We start from the raw sequence: 23,522 nt of genomic DNA on the forward strand, positions 1-23,522 counted from the left end.
CTCCAAAAACACCCTACCACAAATAACTAAATTGAGCATAAGCAGTATGAGTAGTAGCATCTTTACTATTTTGAGCATTATAATTCATACTCATAATAAAGCTTTGATTTAAAGGCAGTATTAAAGAAGCATTTGCAAATCTTTGTATTCTTGCTAAGTTTATTTCATCTTCTACTTTAATAGTACCAAAGCGTGCTTTAGTATGTATAGTAGTATTCATATAAAGTTTAGCTCCTAATTCTATAGAAGTCTTTAAATAAGGTAACCAGTCTTTAAAATAAGCAAAGCTAGCCTTAGTAGAAAAAAGATTATTGATATTTTTATATATTCTTTCTCCTTTTTGTACACTAGCCCTACCTTTAATATCTTTTATACTATAAGCTTGCATATAAGATCCTTCATAACCTAAACCTATTTGAGGAGTAAGCATATGAGATCCTAAGATAAAATTCATTCCTAAATCTATACCTCCTCCATAAGTATAAGCATTAGGATTAGCACTAGCTTCATTATTGGCTATTTTCTTTAAGAACTCATTTTTAATAAAAGCTGCTTTAGCTTGAGCTTTAATATAGACTTCTTGATTATTGTCTGTATAAAATAAGGTATTAAAATATTTTATACCTGTATAATAAGTACGGTTTTTTACATCAAAATAATAAGAGTTCATCTTAGTATCTTCATAACCTGCATAAAAACTATAAGTTCCACTTTCTTTTAAGGTAGAATAAGCAAGTATATTACCTTTAATATGTCCTTTACTTTTTTCATTTAAAGAAAGTTCTACACTTTGAGAAGAAAAATAAGGTAGTATAACTAAGGCATGTTCTTTAATATTATCATGAGTATAAGTTTGTATATCACTTTGTATATAATCATTAATACTAGCATATAAATTATCTTCATTAAAAGTAAGATTAGTATTAAGATTAAAATGATTAGGATTAAAAGTTAAACTTAAATTCATATTATTCATTAAGCCATCTACAAAAGCATTTCTTTTAATGCTAGAAGCATTTAAAGATCTAAAGCTTGCTCCTATAATAGAAGCATTAAGATTAAAGTCTGTAGAGATTTTTCCACTTAAAGCATCATAGTTTAATATCATTTCTCCACCACCATTAGTTTTTATTTTTTTTATATTATTTAAACTTACTCCCTTAACAAGATTTTTAATATCATTAAGTTCATCCATATTAAGATTACCTTGATCAACTATAAGGTTTCCAACCATAACAGAATTAGCACTTTTTCCTCCTACTGTAAGGGTTTGGAGTTTATTATTACTTCCTGTACGTATAGTCCAAGAAGTGATATTAACACTACCACTTCCTTCATTGCTTATGTTATAGCCATCAGTATTTGTTCCTATAGAGCCAAAGTTATTAAGCATTAGGGTGCCTGAGCCAGAGTTTGTTATACCTCCACTTATGGTGGCATTTTCTTGGTTGGTTAGGTTTAGATTACCATTACCAGAGTTTGTTATACCTTTTGTTATAGAACCAGTGTTGTTAAGCATTACATCGCCTGAGCTTTCATTGCTAATATTTTCAATGCTAGCACCACTTTGGTTAGTTATCATTAAATTACCTGTTCCTTGATTTGTGATGCCTTGAGTTATAGTAGCACTATTATCAAGTATTACATTACCTGAGTTTGTATTCATGATAGAACCTGAGATGGTGGCACTATTGCTACCATTGTTTTTATTTTCTATCATTAAATTACCTGTTCCAGAGTTAGATATATTTCCTGTTACACTACCTTGGTTTTCTAGGCTAATGGTATTTGAACTTTTGCTTATGATATTACCTTCTATTTTTCCTTTATCTTTGTTTATTATGCCAGCTTTACCACTAGTTGAAGTGATTTGTCCTGATTCTTTTATAAGAATAGCTGCTTTGCTTTCTTCATCACTTTGTTGGCTTTCATCAAGGGAGCGGCGTTTTCTGCTTTTACCATTAGCATCAGCTTTTATGGTGCCTTCGTTGACTAATTGTCCTTGTATTTGAGCGTCATTTTGTATTGTTATGCCAGATGTTATAGTGCCTTTGTTTTGAATATCACCTATAATTTTGGTATTTGTTCCACTTATGGTTATTTTATCGATAGTTCCTAAATTACTTATAGCTGTATTAGAATATGATTGAATTAATGCTCCATTATTTACATTTATATCTGCTATTTTACCTTTTGCGTTTAAAATAGCTTCTTGTCCTGATTTTATTGTTGAGTTATCAATGTTAAGTCCGCTTAAATTAGCTTGATTTTCTAATTTAATCGCATTTTGTTTTGCTTGAACTACAGCTTGATTTTTTAGTTCTATTTTAGAAGCTTGAGATCCTGTGCCTAAAAAAATTCCATAATGATTACTATAAATTCCACTAGCTATTTGAGAGCTTCCAACTATAATAAGTTCATCTAAATTTTGCCACTGTGCTATGCAAACACCAAAATGTTCTCCATAAACTATACTACCTTCTTCTAAAGTAATGGTACCAAACTTACCATAAGTTACAGAGATGCCAGCTTTTTTGGAGGCTATAAGACCTGTATTGGTTATATGTTTTATGGTTCCACCATTTTCTAATTTTATAGCAGCACCGTAATTTACAGTTTTATCATTGGCAATGATGCCTTTATTGACAAAATGATCAATATTGCCACCATATACATGTACACTTGTGTTGCCACCATATATAATACTTGTATTATAAACATAATTAATTTTTGCTGTTTTGTTAAATCTAATAGTATCATTACCATAAATAGTCCCACTATTAATGAAATTGTTAATAGTTCTATTACCATTTACTTCTATAGCATTACTTTGATCGTTATTAGTACTCTTAATAGTCCCACTATTGATAAAGTTTTTAACATTTGAACCATTAAAAATAATAGCTTGTTTTTTACCTTCTATATTTCCTGTATTAAGAATATTATCAATAATTGAATGTGCAAACTTAATAGCTTCTTGACTTGAACTCTCACTTTTTATAGTCCCAGCATTAATAAAATTAGTAATTCTTGTTTGTTTTAAAGTTTCTATGGCTTTGCCATTTTCAGCTTTAATAGTATCCATATTTAAGAAATCAGTAATAGTAGTATTACTTAAATGCAATGCAGTGTCTTTAGCTTGTATGGTAGCAGTATTGATAAAATGTTTGACTGTAGCTTTGTGACGATTGTTATTGCCACCATTGCTATCATTACCACTATCAAACTTAACCCCATACTTAGCCATATTACTTCCTATTAGACCCTCATTTAAAAAAAGATCTATAGTAGTATTACCATGGTTTTTATCAGGTCTTCCTATAAGTACACTAGCATTATTAGAACTATTACTATGATTACCTACAATAATACCTGTATTAATGAAGTTTCCTATTTGTGTATCTTTGCCTTCAAATAAAATACCATCACCATTTGAAGCATATATAATACCTGAGTTTTTAAAAGAATCTAATTGTATCTTTCCATTATTTTCTCCCCATATACCTATATAAACTTTTTTAATATAACCTTGATTGTCTATATCACCTACATGAATAGAACCATTATTAAAACTGCCCTTATTTTCTATGTTTAAAAAACCAGCTATGATTCCTTTATTTAATATTTTTCTTATGTCTATTTTTTCATCAGTAGTTGCATGAACATAGAGTGTTTTTACGCCATTATTGCTACTACGAACATAAGCGTATTTACCTAAAAAGATGCTATTGGTACTTCCATTACCATTTACTTCAATTTGAGTTCCTGGATAATATCCTAAAAGAGTATAGTAGTAATTATTTCCTTGAGTATAAGGTATAGCGTAAGGTGGTCCACTAATTTGAGCTAAGGCTAAAGAGCTTAAACAAGAAATAGTAGCTAAAGATAAAATAAGTTTTTTGGAAGAAGCCATTACCCCCCCCCGTGTTGTATACACTAGACTTTAAATATAATTTTTTCATAAAATATTATCCTTTATTTTAAAAAAATACAAAAATTGTAAAAACTAAAATATTATAAAAACTAGATATTGATTTTTAGTGTTTAATAAATTATTCAAACACAAACTTAAATGAATCAATTTATATAAAATGTTTCATCTTAAAAGTAAGATAAAATACATAAAGTAAATAAGCAATAATAAGTAATTTTGTTTTAAAGGAAGGTTAAAAAGTAAGGTTTAGGCTATAAAATCAGTGCTTTCATAAGCTGGATTTTTATCTTTAAAAGAAGATTTATCTTTAAGAAATATCACTTCTACAGTTCCAACAGGTCCATTTCTGTTTTTTCCTACTATGATTTCAGCATTTTCTTGAATAGGATTTGATATAAAAAGCCTTTCATAGGTTTTACCTTCAGCTTTAGCTTTATTTTCTCTTTCTTTTTCTTCTTGTTCTCTATATACCTCATCACGATAGACAAATAAAATAGTATCAGCATCTTGTTCTATGGCACCACTTTCACGCAAATCGCTCATTAAAGGGCGTTTATTTGCACGTTGCTCTAGGCTACGATTAAGTTGAGAAAGCGCTATGATAGGTATATCTAATTCCCTTGCTAGAAGTTTTAAACCTCTTGAAATTTCACTCACTTGTAAATGCCTGTCATTAAAATTTGAATTGCTCATCATAAGCCCTATATAATCTATCACACAAAGTCCTATACTTTCTTCTTGAGATTTTAAACGTCTTAAAATAGCCCTTAAGTCTGTAATGCTTGCATAAGCGCCATCATAAATGTATAATTTCTTTTTAGAATAGTCATTGCAAGCATCACCCACACGCCCCCATTCATCATCATTTAAATCTGCTGTTAAAATTTTTTGCAAGGGGATTGAAGTTTTTGAAGAAAGCATTCTTTGTAAAATATGTGTAGCAGGCATTTCAAGAGAGAATAAAACTACACCTTTATCTTGTTTTAAAACCTTGTCTATAAAATTAAGACAAAGAGTAGTTTTTCCCATACCTGGACGTGCAGCGATGATAATAAGCTCACCGCCTTTAAAACCCTTAGTCATTTTATTTAAATTTACAAAGCCTGTATCAAGACCTATGATGGTTTTATCTTTTAATTCTTTTTGTTTTTTGTATTCTTCAAGAAGCTCAGAAATGATTAAAGTGATTTCTTTTATATTTTTAGAATTAGCACGATTGGTTATGTTAAAAATTTCCTTGCCTATTTCATCTGCGATTTGATTAACATCAAGGTTATTGTTGATGCGAGTTGGTAAAAAATGAGCAAAATTTAAAAGCTGTCTTTTGATGGATTTTTCACGTAATTCTTTTACATAAGCTAACAAATCTATCATAGAAGGAGTGGCAAGAATTTCTGTTATGATTTGCTCGTCTATATTAGCATGTTTTCTTAAAAAGCTTAAAGAAATAGGTTCATTAGCATTTGCACAAGCTATCATGGCTTTAAAAATGTCTTGATGCGCTTTAAGGCTAAAATCTTTTGGATCAATATCCCCTGCTATACTTGCATAAGCATCCTCACTCATCATACAAGTACTTAAAATAGCTCTTTCTAAATCTAAATCATAGTGTTCTTGTTGCACTCATTTTCCTTGAAAATATATTTTATAAAATAAAATTTTATCTAAAAAAACTTAAATCCAAAACAAGTTAATAATACATGAATCTTAAAATGTAATTTATCACGATTTAAAATAATATCAGTTACAATTATTATTTTAATTTTAATGCATAAAATTTCAAGGAGTGAGTTCTGAAAAAATATTTATTTTTATGTTTTGCAAGTTGCATTTTAGCTATGGCTATAGATTTTGAAGATGGATTAAGTGGGAATTTAAGCCTAGGTGTAGGTATGAGAAATGTAAAAAGCAATCTTTCTACTTTAACAAATGAAGATTTCTTAAGTGATTATAATGCTAAAAATTCAAGCTCTGCTTTTATACCTTTTTTGGGTGTAGAACTTTATTATGGGAATTTTATCCAAAAGGATAGAATTTTTATTAAAAATTATAATGGAAGAGATATAAGTGGTGTAATTTTAGGCTATGAAAAGGCTTATTTAGAAAACCTTAGCACTTCTTTTGCCCTAGTTTCATCTTTAAGAACTAAAGCATATGCTAATGTTTACCAAATAGGTCAAAGAGAAAAAACAGATCTTAGTAAATATGGCTTTAAAATCTCTCAAACCTATGAAAATGATTTTGGCATACTAAATGCTTCATATTTACTTAGTAAAAATAAATATGATAAAGATAGTATTATGTATAGTTCTTTAAAAAGAGAAGGATACTATCATGAATTTGAAATTAATTATAAATTTACTTTACTTGATTTAGGCTTGCATTATGATCATAATAACGCAAAAGGGAAAGCACAAAGTTATTCTAGATATGGGATAAATCTTGGAATTTATCTTGCTTTTGCTCAAGATTATATTTTTAACCCTTATTTAAATCTTAGCAAGTATAAAGCACAAGAAGATGATCCTATTTTTCATCAAAAGCAAAATGGAAAGATTAGAAAACTTAATGTAAAATTCATTAAAAATCAATTTTTAGGATATGATGGGCTTTACAGTTTTGTAAACTATGGTACAGAAAGAAGAAATAGCGATATAAGTTTTTATGATGAAAAATATCAATTTCTTTTAACAGGTATAGGTTATAAATTTTAAAAATATTTTAAATCTATAAATTTTTACATTTATAGATTTAAGCATTTATCTTGATTTTAAAGCACAGAAAGAATTTTTACAGCATCATTAAGCCCTGTAACTATGCTAGCACCATTTTTAGTAGCAATATCTCCTGCTATAAAAATACCCTTAACATTGCTTTGCTTATTTTCATCCATCAAAGGCACACCCTTATCATCTACACTAATACCGCATTTTTGTAAAAAATCAATAGGAGTAGATCCTCCTATGGCATAAATGATTCTATCATAAATTTGGGTGGTATTATCGTTAAATTCTACTTTAGCTTTAGCGTTTTCATCTTGGACTTGGTTAATATCTACACCCAATTTTAATTCTATCTTAGCACAAGCTTGTGCTTGATGGATATCTTTAAGATTGATATCATTTAATCTAGTGAATTCTTTTTTACGATAACAAAGACTTATTTTATTTGACTTAGCTAAATCTAAAGCATATTCTACTGCTGAATTTCCTCCTCCTACAACTAAGATATTTTCATTTCCCAAAACCGCATTGGCATTAAAATTAATAATCTTTGCTAAACTTGAAGGAAGTTTATAATCAGGCTTATTAGGCTTACCCATTCTACCTATAGCAACAATGATATATTTACACTCATAAAGCCCCTTACTTGTGCTTAGTATAAATCCTTCATCATTTTTTTTAAGGCTTTCTACTTCACAAGCTAATTCTAATGCTATATTATGTTCTTTTAAAGCATTTTGAAAAGTTTGTATAGTACTTTCTTTAGTACCATCTTCAAAAGGAATATGACTATAATTAGTTGCTTCACAACCCTTATAAGCCTTATCCACCCTTTTACCATCTTTGTAAAATTGCATTAAGGTTTGGCAAATATGATTTGATTTTTCTAAAATCAAAACTTCTTTATTTTTAAGTTTTGCCTCAACTGCACAAGCTATACCTGTTGGACCTGCACCTATTATGATTAAATCTAATTTTTTCATTTTATCTGCCTTTCGGTTTTAATTTTTTGTATCATTTATCAAGTTTTTTATAAATTAAGGATTATACACTTAAAAAGACTTTAAATCTTAATGCTAAGGTTTAAAGTTTTTTTTAAATTAAAGTTTTAATTTTAAAATTTAGCTTTTTAAAAGCTTTAAAAATTTACTTATTTGCTCTTTCGATGTACTCACCACGCACAGTATCAACGCGGATGACTTCACCTTCTAAAACATGGAAAGGAATTTGCACTACTGCGCCTGTTTGAAGGGTTGCAGGTTTTTTATTAGATCCTTGAGTGTCACCTTTAAAATTAGGAGCTGTTTGGATTATTTTTAGTTCGACAACTTGTGGAACTTCAACACCTATGGCTTTACCATTGTGAAACAATACTTCAACCATCATACCATCAAGCATCCATTTTTTTGCCTCGCCTACATCTTCATCGCTAATTGCTACTTGTTCGTAAGTTTGCGTATCCATGAATTGACAATTTTCACCATCATCATAAAGGTATTGCATGGTTTTATTTTCTAAATTAGGAGCTTCGCATTTATCTCCTGCATGAAAAGTTTTTTCAAGGACTTTTCCATCGATAAAAGATTTTATTTTAATGCGTACAAAAGCAGGTCCTTTTCCTGGTTTTACATGCTGATATTCAACTATTTTAAAAGGAATTCCATCAATTTCTATCTTAAGACCTTTTTTTAAATCACCCATTGAATAAGATGCCATAAATTTCCTTTTTTAAAAAATCAAGCTTTATTTTAACAAATTTTAGTTGAGATCACAATAAAATGATTTGATTTGATAAAAAAATAAGAAAAATAATGTTAAAATTTATACCTAAAGCATAGCAAATGCTCGCTTCTTTTTAGAAGAGGAAAGTCCGGGCTGCTAAAGACAAACATTCCATCTAACCGATGGCTAGGGCAACCTAAGGGATAGTGCAACAGAAAGTAAACTACCGCATGTGCGGAAAAGGTGAAACGGTGGGGTAAAAGCCCACCAGCGATTTTGGTAACAATTTCGGCTATGTAAACCCAATGTGCAGCAAGAAGGGATGGTTGATGTCTTTATTTAAACCCTTCGCTTGATTTTGCTTGCAAAAGCAAAACTAGATAAATGAGCATTCTCGACAGAACTCGGCTTATCGCTATGCTTTTAAGGTTTAAAATAAGTCAAGGCTTTTTGGAATTTTTGAATTTCTACTGCTTTGCTTTTTTTCTTTTGGCTGATTAATTGTATAGCCTCTTGGAAGAGAGATTGAAGTTGGATAAAAATATCCTTAGTGTTTATTGCTAAACACTCTTTAGACTGCGAACTTTTAGCTAAATCTTGGACATATTGTTTTAAATCAAGTTTATCTAGTAAATTTTCAAGCTTATCTATATTTTCTTCTATTAAAGCGAGTTTAAAATCATTAAGCCATTGTTTCATTTTGATGCACTTCCCTCCATGCTTCAAGCAAACCTCTAGTTACATTAATAACCTCATTGATTCTTTCTTCGCTATTTTCTAAATTAGCTAAAGATAATAACTGAATTTCTCTTGTATATAAACCGCTTAAATAATGCGCTACTTCTCCACCCTTATCATAATCTAAAGTATTAATAAGTTCTATAAAAATAGCACTTGTTCTTTTTATAAAATACACTCTTTGTTCTATGTCTTCATTTTTTATAGCTACTTTTGCCCTAGCACAAAAGCGTAAAATTCCCTCATAGAGCATTTCTATGAGTTTTTGAGAAGATTCTATGCCTACTTGATTTTGAGAGTAGATATTATAAGCTAGATTGTTTTGCATTGGTTTTTCCTTAATTGTTTGAATTATTATTTGCTGCTTGAATCATACTTTGCACAGCGGTTAATTGTCTATTAAGTTTAGCTAACATACCTTCATATTGTAACCATTGATTTGCCATGGTTTCATACCTAGTATCTATTAATTTTTGAGCTGATTCTTTATTTTTATTTAAAGCTTTTGTATCATTAGTTAAACTTTCATCATATTTGGTTAAAGAACCATTAGTTCCAGTTATTCCTTGAAGAATGACTTTAAGCTTAGCAAACACACCCACGCCTTCAACGGCTTGGGCATTTATACTTGTTTGACTTAAACCAAATTGTTTTAAAAACTCATCATCTCCTTTAATAGCAAAATCAGAATTGCCTTCGGTTTTAAAATTAAGCTTATAACCTTTTTCTCTATCTTTTTCATAAGATTCAACTTTAACGCTTAAACCTTTAATGCCTTTACTATTGATATGATTGGCTAAATTTTGAAGCATTTCTTCTTCTGTTTTGCCTGTTAATTTAAAAGTAGTCCCATCAGCATTTTTAGATAAATCATAAGTTTCAAAATCAGTAATAATTTGAAATTTTCCAAAGTCAAAACTTATACCCTTATCTTCTCCTTCACCCAAATAATCTTTAAGACTATCTTTTTTAATCAAATTTCCAGTATAATTGATATCTTTGTATTGAGTAATGCCAGAAAAAAAACTCTCAGCCATATTTGGATCTTCTTTAAATTTGCTCTCAAATTTAGAAGAATCAAAATTTAAGGTTCCTGACTCACTCATACTCAAACCATAATCTTGCATAGAAAGCATAACTTTGGTACTAACTTTATTGCCATTAGCATCTTCAACCATACCATCAACAACCTGGGTTTCAAAAAGGGCTGCAACAATTTGTGATCTTATAGAACTTACTTCATTTACACCTTGTAAAGTTCCTTTAGTCCCTGTTTCACTGTTATAATCTGTAGCTGCATTAAGATTTAAAACCAAATCATTATAAGCATCTACTAAATCTTGCATGGCTTTAGTGATGGACTCTGTATCTTGTTGGACATCAAAATTGACTTCACCTGTTGTATTTAAAGTTAAGGTAAGACCTACTCCAAGATCATCAATGGTATTGCTTTGTCTTATCATTTTAATACCATCAAGAGTAAATTCTGCATTTTGTGCTTTTTGTATATGCAAAGGATTGTCTTTATCATCGATAATGCCAACGCCTTTTTTATTTTTAGCAGGATCAAAGTCTTTTAAAGCTTCTTCATCTAAATTCCAACCTAGGCTTTTAAAAACATTTTTTGCATTTTCATCTACTGAATACTTTCCATCAGAGTCTTTCTTGCCTGGATAAAAGCTAATAGCACTATCTTCCCCTGTTTCTTTACTGGTTAAAGTCAAGCGATAATGAGTATCTTTTTCACCTGTGTTGACTATCTTTGCAACTATTTCCCCGCCACTTGCCTCATTGATCTTATCTGCTAAGTCCCTATAGGTTGTATTTTTATCTATAGTAACGCTGCATTCTTTACCATTAGAAAAAAAGGTTAAATTAGTAGTTCCTTGCATATTTGCATCAATAAATCCTGTATCATTTGCTAAACCTTTGCTTTGATACACATCTTTTTGTGCGAGTTGGGTAACATTAACCTTCATGCTTTGTAAAGCAACCCCACTAGTCACACTTAAACTTGCAGGTGGGTTTGTACTCACACTAGATACTACTTTTCTTTTTGCAAAAGCTGTAGCATCCCCTAAAGCAGAAACAGCAGTTTGAAAAGTAAGTAATTTTGTCTTAAGCTCTGTTAAATCTTTTTGTTTAGCTGTGTTTTCTTCAATTTTTCTAGTATAAGGATTAATGCGAGCTTTTTGTTCTGCCTCTTTTAATTTATCTATAGTTTCTTGAGTTAAAACCCCAGAACCAAATCCTAAACTTGATAAGCTACCAAATCCCATTTTTAACTCTCCTTATCAAATATCATTCCTATAAGATCTCTAAAATATTCAGCTAATCTCATAGCTTCTTCGCTAGGAATTTTACGAATTTCCTTTCCAGTGTTTTTTTCTGTTACGCTAATATACATTGATCCGATTTTATCGCTATATCCAAAACGAACATTAGTATCTAAAGATTCCATTTGCTCGTTTAATCTTTTTACAATATCGGCCAATCTTTCTTTCATATCTTGTTCTTGTCCCCCATCCCCTTCTTGACTTTTGTTTATATCTGTTTGCGATGGATTTGTCTTTTGAGTTATTTTTGTAAAAGATGGATCCATACTGTTATTTGCCTTCAATACTTCCATTTTAAAATCCTTTTAAAATCTTTTATTTGCTAATTAAATTTCATATCGACAAAAATTATAATTACTTTAATAAAAAATTTTATTTTAAGCTTATAAAAAGCAAAAAGTGTACCAAAGGATTTGTTTTAAAAAATTTCAAATTTAGCAAAAAGTTTGGGATCGTTTTTTAAAATATTGCGTAAAATAAGATCTTCTATGACACTTTTAGAACAATCTGTTTGCTTAGGCCATACTCTTTCATAAGCATCCATTTGATTTTTAGCGCTAGCATCTATACCCACTCTATCTTCCTCGATAAAAATATCTCTTTTAGCATCTATATTATTTACCACGCGCCATACGAGCATATAAGGATTTTCTAAGTTATTGCAAGGATCTAAAAATACTAAAATTCTAAAATGTTTTTTAAATTCTAAAAGCTTTTGAAAACTTTGTTTAAGCCTTTCTTTTTTATCAAGTAAAATACAAGTAATAGGACTTTTGCTTTCTTTATAGAATTGTTTTAAATTTATAATTTCTATTTTTTTACTAAAAAGCTCTAATAAAACCTTATCTTCTAAAATTTCAAGCTCTTCTACTTGTGTTTTTTCGCAAGCATCAAGTCCAGCCTTAGCACCAAAACAAGACTGAGGAGATGCATGATCTAATTGATCGCAAATTCCTTCTGAAATTAAAATTTTTTTTGCATCAAAACGATTTAAAATATAAGGGATTAAAGCATCATAATCTTTTAAAGCAGGGGCTTTTTTATCCACAAAAATAGCATGCTTGACAAAACTCATTTGTCCTATACCCCAAAAAGCGTGCATAATTTGTTGAGCATGGGCAGGATATTTAGCATCAATTTTTGCTAAAATAAGATTATGAAAAACACCATTTTCAGGCATTTTATAATCTATTAAATCAGGCACAGAAGTTTGCAGTAAGGGCAAAAAAATTCTTTCAGTACCAAGCCCCATGATTTTATCTTCTAAAGGAGGTTTTCCTACAACTGTAGCTTGATAAATGGCATCTTTTTTTACGCTAATTTTTTCTACTTTCATAACAGGGAAAAGTTCAGCTGGGGTATAAAAACCTGTATGATCTCCAAAAGGACCTTCGATTTTAAATTCTTCTAAGTTTACATAACCTTCAATAACTATATCACTATCATAAGGAACAAAAATACCATTTTCACAAGGGGTTAATTTTGCAGGAGTTTTTTTAATAAAACCATAAAGTAAAAGTTCAAAAATACCTTTGGGTAAAGGCGCTTGAGAACACCAAATATAAAGCGGATGTCCTCCTATAGCTATACTTAAAGGCATTTTTTTAAAACCTGAGTTTTTATACTCATGGTAAAAATGTGCTCCGTCTTTGTGAATTTGCCAATGGATTAAAAGTTCATTTTTATCACTTACTTGTAAGCGATACATACCAAGATTATTTTGGGTTTTATCTACATTTTGAGTATAAACTTGCCCCATAGTGATAAATTTACCCGCATCTTCCTCCCAAGTTTTTAAAATAGGAAGCTCTTCAAGAGAACTTAAAATTTCAAAATTGTATTGTGCTTTTTGCTTTTGTAATCTTTTAGGGGGTGCATTTTTAAGACTTAATAAATGCATAAAAAAATCTATCTTTGCTTTAAAACTTGTAGGAATATGTAATTTAGTTAATTTAGCAATTTCATTAGCTAATTCTTCATAAGATCTACCAAAAGCCAAATTTAAAGCTTTTTCATTACAAAAAGTATTCATCAAAACAGGGAATTTATATTGTTTATTTAATGTTTTATCTATAGGATTTTTAAAAAGCAAGGCTTTAGCATTTTCCCTTTTTTTTGCTTCAATATAAGCTATATGAGGGATTTCAAGATTCACATCTAAAGGCTCTTCAATCACTCTTAATAAGTCATTTTCTTTTAATAGTTTAATAAATTCTTTCATATCATACTTTCAGCTTGAATTAAAAGCTCCTTAGCTCCCTTAGCTATAAATTCTTTAGCTAATTTCTCACCAAAAAACTTATAATCGCTTTTTTTAATCATTCTTTTATCTTTTAAAATTTCACTTCCATCAGGAAGTCCAAGCACACAACGCACACAAATTTTATCATTTAAAAGCTCTGCATTAACCCCTATGGGTACTTGACAACCTCCTTCTAAAGTGGCAATAAAATCTCTTTCTATGGTTGTTTCAATCAAAGCATCTTCATCATTTAAACACTCTAAAAGTTCTAAAATATCACTTTGATCAATACTTTGTATCCCTAAAGCTCCTTGAGAAGCTGCTGGGATAAGTTCATCTTTGCTAAATTCATATACAAAATTGACTTCTTTATCCAAATTTAAACGTTTAATACCTGCTATAGCTAAAATAATAGCATCAAATTCTCCATTTTTTAATTTTTGTATACGAGAATTTACATTACCGCGTAAAGAAATGATTTTTAAATCAGGTCTTAATAATAAAAGTTGCATTTTACGTCTTAGGCTTGTAGTTCCTATTTTTGCACCTTGCGGTAAGGAAAGAAAATCTTTATAATTTTGACTAAGCATAGCATCATTGCTTTTTTCTCTTTTACTTACTGCTGCTAAAACCAAACCTTGTGGAAAAAAACTTGGCATGTCTTTTAAACTGTGTACGGCTAAATGCGCATCCTTTCTTAGCATGCTTTCTTCAAGTTCTTTAGTAAAAAGCCCCTTGCCACCAATCTTTGCTAAAGGTGTATCTAGTAAAACATCTCCTTTAGTTTTAAAACCTTCTAAAACGACTTCTATTTGGTGTTTATCTTTTAGAATTTGGGCTATATGATGGCTTTGCCAAAGAGCTAATTGGCTTTTTCTTGTTGCAATAATAAGTTCTTTCATTTTTTATCCTCGATAATTTCAACATCAATGATTTCTTCATTAGAATTGCGGTATTTTTGATAAGTATGTTTTGATTTTGTCATTAATTTTAAAACAATACCAAAAATGAATACACAAAATCCTAAAATACTAGTAATAATACCTGGAAAAATAAATAAAATTCCTGCTAATACAAAAGTAAATTGAGTCAGCATGTGTCTTAAACCACCCATTTGAAACTCCAACATATTTTTCCAAAACAAAGCCAATAAAACCACACCAAAAATCAAACTCATAAAGATAAAAAATAAAAAATTACCAAAACCAAAAAAGATTATAAACAACACACTTACAATGATTTCAAATACGAATAAAGGACTTAAACTCAATTTATAATTCATAATATTTTCTTTTTAATCACTTCTGTAATTTGATCTATTTTTATAAGTTCTTTTGTTAAATCTTGTCTTTGTATGAGTTCTACTTCTTGATTTTTAAAATCTTTACCAAGAACTAAAGCATAAGGAAAACCCATAAGCTCAAAATCATTCATTTTAACCCCAAAACGCTCATTTCTATCATCAAGCAAAACTTCAATCCCAGCTTGAGATAAATCTTTATAAAGTGTATTAGCAAATTCTAAAAGCTCTTCATCTTTAACATTTGAAACAATAATTTCAAGTGCAAAAGGACTTAAAGCCTTGTTCCAAATACAACCTTTTTCATCATGGCTTGCTTCAATAGCTACTGCTAGTAAACGCGAAACACCTATACCATAACAACCCATATAAAAGGCTTGATTTTTACCCTTTTCATCCAAAAAATTTGCATTCATAGCCTTAGAATATTTTTGACCTAATTTAAAAATATGACCTACTTCTATACCCTTAGTTTTTTTTAATTTTCCTTTGCATTTAATACAACAATCATTTTCTTTAACTTCTACTAAATCTTTAAAGCGTTCTTTGTTTAAATTGATTACATCAATGCCTATGAGATGATAATCTTTCTCATTAGCTCCTATAATCATTTGTTTTTCATATTCAAGCTCTTGATCTATATAAAAATCTATATCTTTTAAACCTATAAAACCTATAAAACCAGGAACCAAACCAGATTTTTTTAATTCTTCTTCACTAGCATCAACAAGCTCAAGTGCCTTACAAGCATTTTGTGCTTTTGTTTCTTGCAAATCATCGCACCCACGTATAAAAAATACAAGCAATTTACTTTCATGTTCATAAATAGCCTTTTTAACTATAGCTTTGATGGTATAAAAAGTATTGATTTTAAAAAATTGTGCTAATTCATCTATAGTTTTTACATTTGCAGTATAAAATTTACTTGCATAATTTGCCTCAGGAGCTTCATCTTCACAGGTTTTTTTAGCTCTTTTAGCAGCTTCTACATTGGCTGCATAATCACAATTTTGACAAATTACAATATCATCTTCTCCATTTTTTGCTAAAACCATAAATTCCTTAGAACCGCTTCCACCTATTGCTCCACTATCAGCTTCTACTGCCCTAAAATCTAATCCCATTCTTTGAAAAATTTTAGTATAAGTTTCATACATTAAATCAAACTCACGGCTTAAATCTTCTTCATTAGCATGAAAGCTATAACCATCTTTCATTAAAAATTCACGACATCTTAAAAGCCCAAATCTAGGTCTTGCTTCATCACGAAATTTCAACCCTATTTGATATAAATGTAAAGGCAAATGCTTATAGCTTGTAATTTTGTTTTTTACTAAAGAAAGTATAGCCTCTTCATGAGTTGGACCTAGAACAAATTCATTGTCTTTCCTATCTTTAAAACGTAAAAGTTCTTTTCCAAAAACACTATAGCGACCACTTTCTTGCCATAAACTTGCAGGAGTAATAAAACTTAGATTCACCTCTTGAGCGCCTGCTTTATCCATTTCTTCTTTAACTATATTTTTAATCTTATCTAAAACCTTTTTTCCTAAAGGCAAAAAATTATAAAGCCCACTACCAATTTGTTCAATAAATCCTGCACGTGTTAAATAAATATGACTAGGTAAAGTGGCATCTTTTGGTGCTTCTTTTAAACTTGGTGCGTATAATTTACTCAATTTCATCGTTATTCTCCATATTAAATTCACATTTGTATTGATTTAAACCTTCAAGTTTATTATTTAAATCAAAAACATAACGCATAGCGTTAATGACTGTATCACTTTGTACCTTACCTTGTAAACGTTTTAAATTAATAGTAGGGGTATGCAAAAAAGCTTTAAAGACTTGATGGATTAACTTTCTTGCTTCTTCTTTATCAGACTTTTTTAAATAACCTTTTTTAATAGCAATTTGAAGTTGTTCGTTTGCATATTCTTTGGCTTGTAAACGAATAGCTTTAATAATAGGCGATAAGGCTAAATCATTTAAATACTTAAAAAATTCAGCTGTTTCATAACCTATGATACTATATGCCGCACGGGCTTCTTGTTCTCTTAAAGCCAAATTTTTTTGCACCACTACATCAAGATCATCTACAGAAAAAACAAAAATATTTTCATTTTGACTGATATTAATATCTCTTGGAACTGCCATATCAAAAAAATACCTCTTATAAGTAAAATCTTCAATAAGACAATCTGTAATAATAGGCTCTAAAGCATTAGTAGCTGAGAAAAAAAACTCATATTTATTTAAATAATATTTTAAATTTTCTAAACCATCACATTCACTTAAAGCACCTAATCTCTCACAAAGATCTTGAGCTTTTTCTAAACTACGGTTTAAAATAATCACCCTAGATCCAGCAGCAATTAAATGCCTAGCTGCAAGTTCACTCATTTCTCCAGCTCCAATAACAACAACTTTTTTTTGGGTTAAATCTGTTAGTTCTTTAGCTTTAGCTACAGCAACACTAGCTACTGAAATAGGATTTTTAGAAATTTGAGTTTCATTACGGATTTTAGCAGCACATTTAAAAGCACTATGGACTGATCTTGAAAGATGAACCGCGCAAAAATTATTTTTTAAAGCAAAAATAAAAGCATCTTTTAACTGACCTGCAATTTGAGTTTCACCTACTACTAAACTATCTAAAGAGCTTGCTACAGAAAATAAATGGTGTATAGCCCCACTATCTTCAAAGATATCAGCTTTCTCAAGTAAAATATTTTTATCAACATCGCAAAGCAAAGCTAAAGTTTTAACAATAAATTCAGCACAAGCCATTTTCACAAAAGCTAAAATTTCAACACGATTACAAGTACTTATGAGTAAACATTCATCGATATTTTCATGGGTTTTTATGATTTTTAGAAATTCTTTTTTTTTCTTTTCATCAGAAAAACTTAATTTTTCCCTTAAAGCAAGATCTGTATTTTTATGAGTGAAAGAAATACAATAATACATTAAAATTCCCTATCTATCATAGCTTGAATAATATCATTAAGCTTATTATTGCCATAATGTTCAATGGACTTACTAGCCATTTTAGCATAAGTTTTAGCTTCTAAAATAGCTTTATGCAAGGCTTGATGCTCTTGTAATTTCATAAGAAGCCATCGTTTTTCATCTTCATTTAAATCTTTTTTAAATAAATTTTGCAAATAAAGCTTGTTTTCTTCATCTAAACTTTCATAAAGATAAATATAAGGCAAGGTTGTTTTACCTTCTTTAAAATCACTCATAACTGGCTTTCCAAGGGTTAATTCATTACTTTTAATATCTAAAATATCATCTATCATTTGAAAAGCAAGTCCCAAATTTTTTCCATATTGTGCAAAATCTTCTTCATTATGTTTTGCTAAAATAGCCCCGCATCTCGCACTTGCTTCAATCAAAATAGCTGTTTTATTATAAATCATAGTTAAATATGCTTGCTTATTAAGATTAAAACTTTTTGCTAGTTCCACATCCATAAGCTCACCTATAGCAAGTTTAACTACAGCATCTGAAATAATACTTGCAAATTCAAGACCTATTTGACTTAATTCATAAAAAGCCTTAGAATATAAAATATCTCCTAACATAAGAGCATTTTTTGTACCAAATTCTGCATTAACTGACTTTGCCCCACGTCTTAATTTACTTTCATCAATAATATCATCATGCAATAAACTTGCAAGATGTATAAGTTCTATAATAGCACAAATTTTATAAGCATCATCACTTTGTGGAGCAATAGATAAAAGCAATTTTGATCGCAATTTTTTACCTGATTTTACATTTTCAAGCATATTTAAAATAGGCTTATAATTTAAATCTTTTAAAAATTCTTTAATTAAATCATCTATTTTTTGCACAATCTTTCCTTATTCATTGCTATTATTATTTTCTCTACGTGTTAATGGTTTAACTTGCAATTGATTAAAATCTATCATAGGAACAACTTGATTATTTGATGGTGGATTTTTCAAAGCCTTTTTTCGTGGATCTAAAAATTCTACCATCAATCTTGATTCCTTATCCTCTATATAAACTTTAAAAGTTGCTAAACCTTTATTATAACTATCAAATTCTAAAATAAGCCTTGCTCTATCAATATGAGGATTAGTATAATCAGGAATTAAAGTTTGACTCACCCAATCTAAATTTCTACGCAAACTCATCACAAATTGACGTGGATATTTACGGAATTTAGAGTGAACAATAATATTAGTATTATCAAACAAAGTCCAATAAAAATCAAAATTTTGCACTTGATCCTCATAGCCTTTTTCTTGAATTTGCACACTAGCTCTCTCATCTTTTTTAAGTACAAATTCATACATATAATCAAACACGGGTTCGGATGCTCCAAGATTACTAAGAACAATGCAAATGAAACAATAAAAGCTTATTTTAGACAATTTTAACCTTCATGTCCTAAAATTTTTGCTCCTAATTCTATATAAATATCATTTTGTCTTTGTTCAATAAAATGACCATTTTCAAGTATAAAATTTTTTACATCTATTTCTTTTAAACCTTGTTTTTCTAAAAGTTCTATCATGGCAATATGTTCAGAAAAAAAATCTGCAAAAACTTTTTCTAAAGCTCCTAAATTACCATTTTGTATAATTTCTATAAATTTTTCTTTAGGCGTTTTATTAAACATTTCATCAAAAAAATCCATTAATTTTCCTTGATTATATAAGTTTTTGATTATAAAATTTTAATCGTTAAAAGTAGCTAAATTATAATTTTTATTTACAATTTATAAAAAATGAAGAAATTCCGTAAAATACGGAATTTACTTATGAATGGGGTTTGGCTTGAGTAGCATAATGTATACCCAAATCAAAAGCTTTAGCATTAGCATCTCTTGTTTTAGCAGGAACCATATGTAGCATAGTTTGTTTTAATACATCCAAATCTATACATTTGCTCATATAAGCAGCAATAGCTAATGCTACCACAGACTGAGTAGCAACATTACCTACCTCATCTTTAGCTATAGTAATAATAGGAATCTCAAAAATTTTCCATTTTTTATAATCCTCATCTTCAGGATGAACTAAATTAGGCTCTATAACTATAATACCTTCATTTTTTACTCCTGTGCGAAAACCTTTATAACCCTTATCTGCAGTTGAAAGCATAAAATCTACTTCACCTTCTACTGCATAAGGAAAAAGAATTTCCTTATCATCAATAATAATATCAACCTTAGTAGGACCTCCACGCACTTGAGAAGTATAAGTTGAAGCTTTAAAAGCCTGACGTCCTTCTTTAATAGCTGCTTCAGCTAAAATTTCTCCTGCAGTAATGACACCTTGTCCGCCTTCACCTCCAAATCTTAATTGGTATTTCATTTTAAAGCTCCTAAGTCAACCATTCTTTTTTCTTTAGCTGCACGACGCACTTCTTCATAAGCATGACAATATTCTGGCTGAGAATTATCTTCATGTAAAATTCCAGTTGGAAATTTATCTTTTCTCTCTTCTAAACTCATAGCTTCAAATTTAGCCTTATCTACAACACGACTTTTAATCCAATCAAGCATAGCCACTGCTTCACCCATTTTATTTTTTCTACCTAAATTAATATGACAATTTGAAAAAACATCCACAAAACTATAACCCTTATGTGCTAAAGCTTTATAAATTAAATTTTCAAGTTTATTTGCCTCAATAACATTTCCCCTAGCCACAAAAGAAGCTCCTGCAGCTTTAGTTAATTCACATGCATCAAAATTAGGATCAATATTGCCAAATTGTGCTGTTACAGTATAAAAACCCTTTGGAGTAGTGGGAGAAGTTTGAGAATTAGTAAGTCCATAAATAAAATTGTTAATCACAATATGAGTTAAGTCTATATTTCTACGACAACCATGAATAGTATGGTTTCCTCCTATTGCCAAAGTATCGCCATCCCCACTTACTACAATCACATGTTTTGTAGGATTTGCAAGTTTTATACCTGTTGCATAAGCAATAGCTCTACCATGAGTAGTGTGGACTGTATTACAATTTACATAAGAACTCATTCTACCACTACAACCAATACCTGAAACAAGACAAACATCATCCATATTCCAAGCAAGTTTTTCTATAGCACGAATAATACATTTTAAAACAACCCCATCGCCACAACCCCAGCACCATTGAGTTGGAAGTTTATCAGTTCTTAAGTATTCATCATAATTAAATGCCATTTTATATATTCTCCTTTATTTTAGCAATAATTTCACTCGGGGTTATAGGACGACCGTTTGCACGGTGCAAAGTGATAAAATCACGACGTGAACTCACTCTTTCAATTTCTTCAAGATATTGACCCATATTAAGCTCACTTACCATTACTTTTTCAAAGCGACTCACTAAATGCGCAATCTTTTTTTCTGCAACAGGATAAAGAGTAATAGGACGAAAAAGTCCTACTTTAATATTTTCTTCCCTAAGTCTTATAATAGCTTCTTTAGCTGATCGACTCACGCTTCCATAAGCTATAATTAAAAACTGAGCATCATCAAGCATATATTCTTCATAAGCACAAATCTCATCAGTATTATTTTTAATCTTTCCTATAAGTCTTTCCATATTTTTCTTAACTATAGCACCATCTTCAGTTGGAAAACCTATATCTCCATGATGAAGCCCTGTTACATGGTAGCGATAACCCGTAAAAAAAGGATTTAAAGTTGCAGCTTCATTTTCTCCTGCTGCATAAGGTTTATAATCTTTTTTGTCACCTTCAAATTTTTTACGATTATAAATCTCAATATCTTTTAAATCAGGTAATATAGCCTTACCATTCATATGTCCTACTGTTTCATCCATAAGTAAAAATACAGGAGTCATATATTTTTCAGCCAAATTAAAAGCTCTAATAGTTTGACTATAAGCTTCTTCAAGAGAAGCTGGGGCTATAGCTATACTTGCAAAATCTCCATGAGTTGGTGCTTTAGCTTGAAATAAATCTCCTTGAGCTACCCTTGTTGGAAGCCCTGTAGAAGGACCACCACGCATAACATTAACAATCACTAAAGGAATTTCAGCAATAAATGCAAGTCCAATTTGCTCAGCTTTTAAAGAAATTCCTGGCCCACTACTTGCAGTCATAGATTTTACTCCGCTCATAGCTGCACCAATGGCTACACTAATACCTGAAATTTCATCTTCCATTTGTATAAAAGTTCCATCATTTGCAGGAAGCATATAGCTTAATTCATGAGCTATTTCACTACTAGGTGTGATAGGATAACCTCCAAAAAATTTGCATCCACAATCAATCGCTGCTTGTGCGATTAAAACATTACCCGTTGCTATAAGTTCTCTCATTATTGTTCCTATGATAATTTTTTATATTTGTTGTTTTTAACTGCCATTGCTCTATCTTTGGCTTCTGGAGTAAGTTTAGCAAATTTAAACTCATCTCTTTTTGCCACCATAATAGCAAAATCAGGACAATGCGTCTCACATTCAGCACAACCTATACAAGATGCAGGATGCACTACTTCTATCATTTGCCCTAAAACCGCATGCACATCATCACGCATAGCCAAAACCCCAGCCGGACAATAACTAACACAAATATTACATGCTTTACATCTATGCTCATCTACCCAAACAGGGGTATCTTTTGGAGCTATCATACTCATATTTTTTCCTTTATTTAAGCTAATATTTTTTGAATTGCTTCGCCAATTAAAGCAGGAGAATCTACTACATAAATTCCACAAGAGCTTAAAGCTTCTTTTTTAGCTGCAGCACTTTCATCAGCACTACCTACTATAGCCCCTGCATGTCCCATTCTTTTACCTTTTGGTGCAGTTGCTCCTGCAATAAACGCCACTACAGGTTTAGTAATGTTTTCTTTGATATATAAAGCCGATTCAACCTCTAAACTACCACCAATTTCACCTATCATTACTATAGCTTTAGTTTGTTCATCTTTTTGAAATTCACTTAAAAGTTCTTTATAGGCAAGCCCTATAATAGGATCACCTCCAATTCCTACTGCTGTAGAAATTCCATATCCACTTAACACCACTTGATTAGCTGCTTCATAAGTTAAAGTCCCGCTTTTAGAAATAAGTCCTACACAGCCTTTTTTAAAAATAAAACCAGGCATAATACCTAATTTACATTCTTCAGAAGTAATAATACCTGGACAATTAGGACCTATAATTTTCATACCTTTTTTATTTGCATACTCTTTAGCAAACATCATATCTTTTACAGGAGTATGTTCAGTTATTACAACTGCAAGCTTAATCCCTGCATCAGCAGCTTCAATCACACTATCACCTACTGCAAAAGCAGGAACAAAAATCAAACTCACCTCAGCTTGTGTAGCTTTAATAGCTTCTAAAACTGTATTAAAAACAGGTTTACCCAAATGAGTTTGCCCACCTTTATACGGGGTAACACCTCCTACTATATTTGTACCATAAGCTATACATTGTTCTGCATGAAAAGTAGCTTCTTTACCTGTAAAACCTTGAACTATAACCTTCGTATTTTTATTGACTAAAATGCTCATC

22 protein-coding genes and 1 other RNA gene are annotated in these 23,522 nt (G+C 30.3%); 2 read left to right on the top strand and 21 right to left on the bottom strand.

What is annotated here, in order from left to right; all coding sequences use genetic code 11:
• Positions 1–13 precede the first annotated feature (13 nt).
• Entirely contained in the window at positions 14–3,913 is a 3,900-nt protein-coding gene (locus A2J15_RS04320) for an autotransporter outer membrane beta-barrel domain-containing protein (RefSeq protein ID WP_116980493.1), read from the bottom strand.
• 267 nt (positions 3,914–4,180) lie between these two features.
• On the bottom strand, positions 4,181–5,557 hold the full coding sequence (locus A2J15_RS04325) for a replicative DNA helicase (RefSeq protein WP_066777035.1): 1,377 nt from the start codon (positions 5,555–5,557) through the stop codon (positions 4,181–4,183).
• Positions 5,558–5,727: 170 nt separating this feature from the next.
• Here A2J15_RS04325 and A2J15_RS04330 point away from each other — a divergent pair, with 170 nt between their 5' ends.
• The gene (locus A2J15_RS04330) at positions 5,728–6,648 is read left to right on the top strand and encodes a DUF2860 family protein (RefSeq protein WP_066777038.1); all 921 of its coding nucleotides are present in this window, start codon (positions 5,728–5,730) and stop codon (positions 6,646–6,648) included.
• A gap of 56 nt (positions 6,649–6,704) precedes the next feature.
• Here the strand turns inward: A2J15_RS04330 and A2J15_RS04335 are convergent, their stop codons facing one another.
• On the bottom strand, positions 6,705–7,640 hold the full coding sequence (locus A2J15_RS04335) for an NAD(P)-binding domain-containing protein (RefSeq protein WP_066777040.1): 936 nt from the start codon (positions 7,638–7,640) through the stop codon (positions 6,705–6,707).
• A 163-nt stretch (positions 7,641–7,803) separates the two neighbouring features.
• Positions 7,804–8,373: an elongation factor P gene (gene efp, locus A2J15_RS04340; RefSeq protein WP_066777044.1), complete on the bottom strand. Its 570-nt coding sequence runs from the start codon at positions 8,371–8,373 to the stop codon at positions 7,804–7,806.
• 113 nt (positions 8,374–8,486) lie between these two features.
• On the opposite strand from efp, the gene rnpB reads away from it, so the two are divergent.
• Positions 8,487–8,807, top strand: an RNA gene (gene rnpB / locus A2J15_RS04345) — RNase P RNA component class A.
• Here rnpB and A2J15_RS04350 read toward each other — a convergent pair.
• From A2J15_RS04350 to sucD, 17 genes are all read right to left on the bottom strand, one after another.
• Positions 8,803–9,078, bottom strand: coding sequence for a hypothetical protein (locus tag A2J15_RS04350; RefSeq protein ID WP_066777047.1), 276 nt, complete (start codon positions 9,076–9,078; stop codon positions 8,803–8,805). The two genes, rnpB and A2J15_RS04350, sit on opposite strands and share 5 nt — an antisense overlap.
• Positions 9,062–9,445: a flagellar export chaperone FliS gene (fliS, locus tag A2J15_RS04355; RefSeq protein WP_066777050.1), complete on the bottom strand. Its 384-nt coding sequence runs from the start codon at positions 9,443–9,445 to the stop codon at positions 9,062–9,064. Before fliS ends, A2J15_RS04350 begins: the two co-directional genes overlap by 17 nt.
• Before the next feature lie 10 nt (positions 9,446–9,455).
• Complete coding sequence (gene fliD, locus A2J15_RS04360) at positions 9,456–11,396, bottom strand: flagellar filament capping protein FliD (RefSeq protein ID WP_066777052.1); 1,941 nt, start codon at positions 11,394–11,396, stop codon at positions 9,456–9,458.
• A 2-nt stretch (positions 11,397–11,398) separates the two neighbouring features.
• Positions 11,399–11,746, bottom strand: a complete 348-nt coding sequence (locus A2J15_RS04365) for a FlaG family protein (RefSeq protein ID WP_066777055.1) — start codon at positions 11,744–11,746, stop codon at positions 11,399–11,401.
• 125 nt (positions 11,747–11,871) lie between these two features.
• The gene (locus A2J15_RS04370) at positions 11,872–13,674 is read right to left on the bottom strand and encodes a menaquinone biosynthesis decarboxylase (protein ID WP_066777058.1); all 1,803 of its coding nucleotides are present in this window, start codon (positions 13,672–13,674) and stop codon (positions 11,872–11,874) included.
• Positions 13,671–14,597, bottom strand: coding sequence for a hydroxymethylbilane synthase (gene hemC, locus A2J15_RS04375; protein WP_066777060.1), 927 nt, complete (start codon positions 14,595–14,597; stop codon positions 13,671–13,673). Before hemC ends, A2J15_RS04370 begins: the two co-directional genes overlap by 4 nt.
• Entirely contained in the window at positions 14,594–14,977 is a 384-nt protein-coding gene (locus A2J15_RS04380) for an integral memnbrane protein (protein WP_066777062.1), read from the bottom strand. The genes hemC and A2J15_RS04380 overlap by 4 nt, the downstream gene beginning before the upstream one ends.
• Positions 14,974–16,680 carry a proline--tRNA ligase gene (locus A2J15_RS04385; protein ID WP_066777065.1) on the bottom strand — a complete coding sequence of 569 codons (1,707 nt, stop codon included), beginning with the start codon at positions 16,678–16,680 and terminating at the stop codon, positions 14,974–14,976. The genes A2J15_RS04380 and A2J15_RS04385 overlap by 4 nt, the downstream gene beginning before the upstream one ends.
• A complete protein-coding gene (hemA, locus tag A2J15_RS04390) occupies positions 16,667–17,965 on the bottom strand; it encodes a glutamyl-tRNA reductase (RefSeq protein ID WP_066777068.1) in 1,299 nt (432 codons plus the stop codon). The genes A2J15_RS04385 and hemA overlap by 14 nt, the downstream gene beginning before the upstream one ends.
• Positions 17,965–18,858, bottom strand: a complete 894-nt coding sequence (locus A2J15_RS04395) for a polyprenyl synthetase family protein (RefSeq protein ID WP_066777075.1) — start codon at positions 18,856–18,858, stop codon at positions 17,965–17,967. The genes hemA and A2J15_RS04395 overlap by 1 nt, the downstream gene beginning before the upstream one ends.
• Positions 18,859–18,867: 9 nt before the next feature.
• Positions 18,868–19,404 carry an exporting protein gene (locus A2J15_RS04400; RefSeq protein ID WP_066777078.1) on the bottom strand — a complete coding sequence of 179 codons (537 nt, stop codon included), beginning with the start codon at positions 19,402–19,404 and terminating at the stop codon, positions 18,868–18,870.
• A 2-nt stretch (positions 19,405–19,406) separates the two neighbouring features.
• Entirely contained in the window at positions 19,407–19,670 is a 264-nt protein-coding gene (locus A2J15_RS04405; protein ID WP_066777081.1) for a DUF2018 family protein, read from the bottom strand.
• Positions 19,671–19,791: 121 nt separating this feature from the next.
• On the bottom strand, positions 19,792–20,349 hold the full coding sequence (locus tag A2J15_RS04410; RefSeq protein WP_066777084.1) for a 2-oxoacid:acceptor oxidoreductase family protein: 558 nt from the start codon (positions 20,347–20,349) through the stop codon (positions 19,792–19,794).
• Positions 20,346–21,191, bottom strand: coding sequence for a 2-oxoglutarate ferredoxin oxidoreductase subunit beta (locus A2J15_RS04415; RefSeq protein WP_066777089.1), 846 nt, complete (start codon positions 21,189–21,191; stop codon positions 20,346–20,348). The genes A2J15_RS04410 and A2J15_RS04415 overlap by 4 nt, the downstream gene beginning before the upstream one ends.
• A gap of 1 nt (position 21,192) precedes the next feature.
• Positions 21,193–22,317, bottom strand: coding sequence for a 2-oxoglutarate synthase subunit alpha (locus A2J15_RS04420; RefSeq protein WP_066777092.1), 1,125 nt, complete (start codon positions 22,315–22,317; stop codon positions 21,193–21,195).
• 8 nt (positions 22,318–22,325) lie between these two features.
• Positions 22,326–22,637 carry a 4Fe-4S binding protein gene (locus tag A2J15_RS04425; protein WP_066777095.1) on the bottom strand — a complete coding sequence of 104 codons (312 nt, stop codon included), beginning with the start codon at positions 22,635–22,637 and terminating at the stop codon, positions 22,326–22,328.
• A 14-nt stretch (positions 22,638–22,651) separates the two neighbouring features.
• Positions 22,652–23,521, bottom strand: a complete 870-nt coding sequence (gene sucD, locus A2J15_RS04430) for a succinate--CoA ligase subunit alpha (RefSeq protein WP_066777097.1) — start codon at positions 23,519–23,521, stop codon at positions 22,652–22,654.
• Position 23,522 lies beyond the last annotated feature (1 nt).

Origin of the sequence: Campylobacter hepaticus (assembly GCF_001687475.2) — a bacterium.
GTDB classification, from domain to species: domain Bacteria; phylum Campylobacterota; class Campylobacteria; order Campylobacterales; family Campylobacteraceae; genus Campylobacter_D; species Campylobacter_D hepaticus.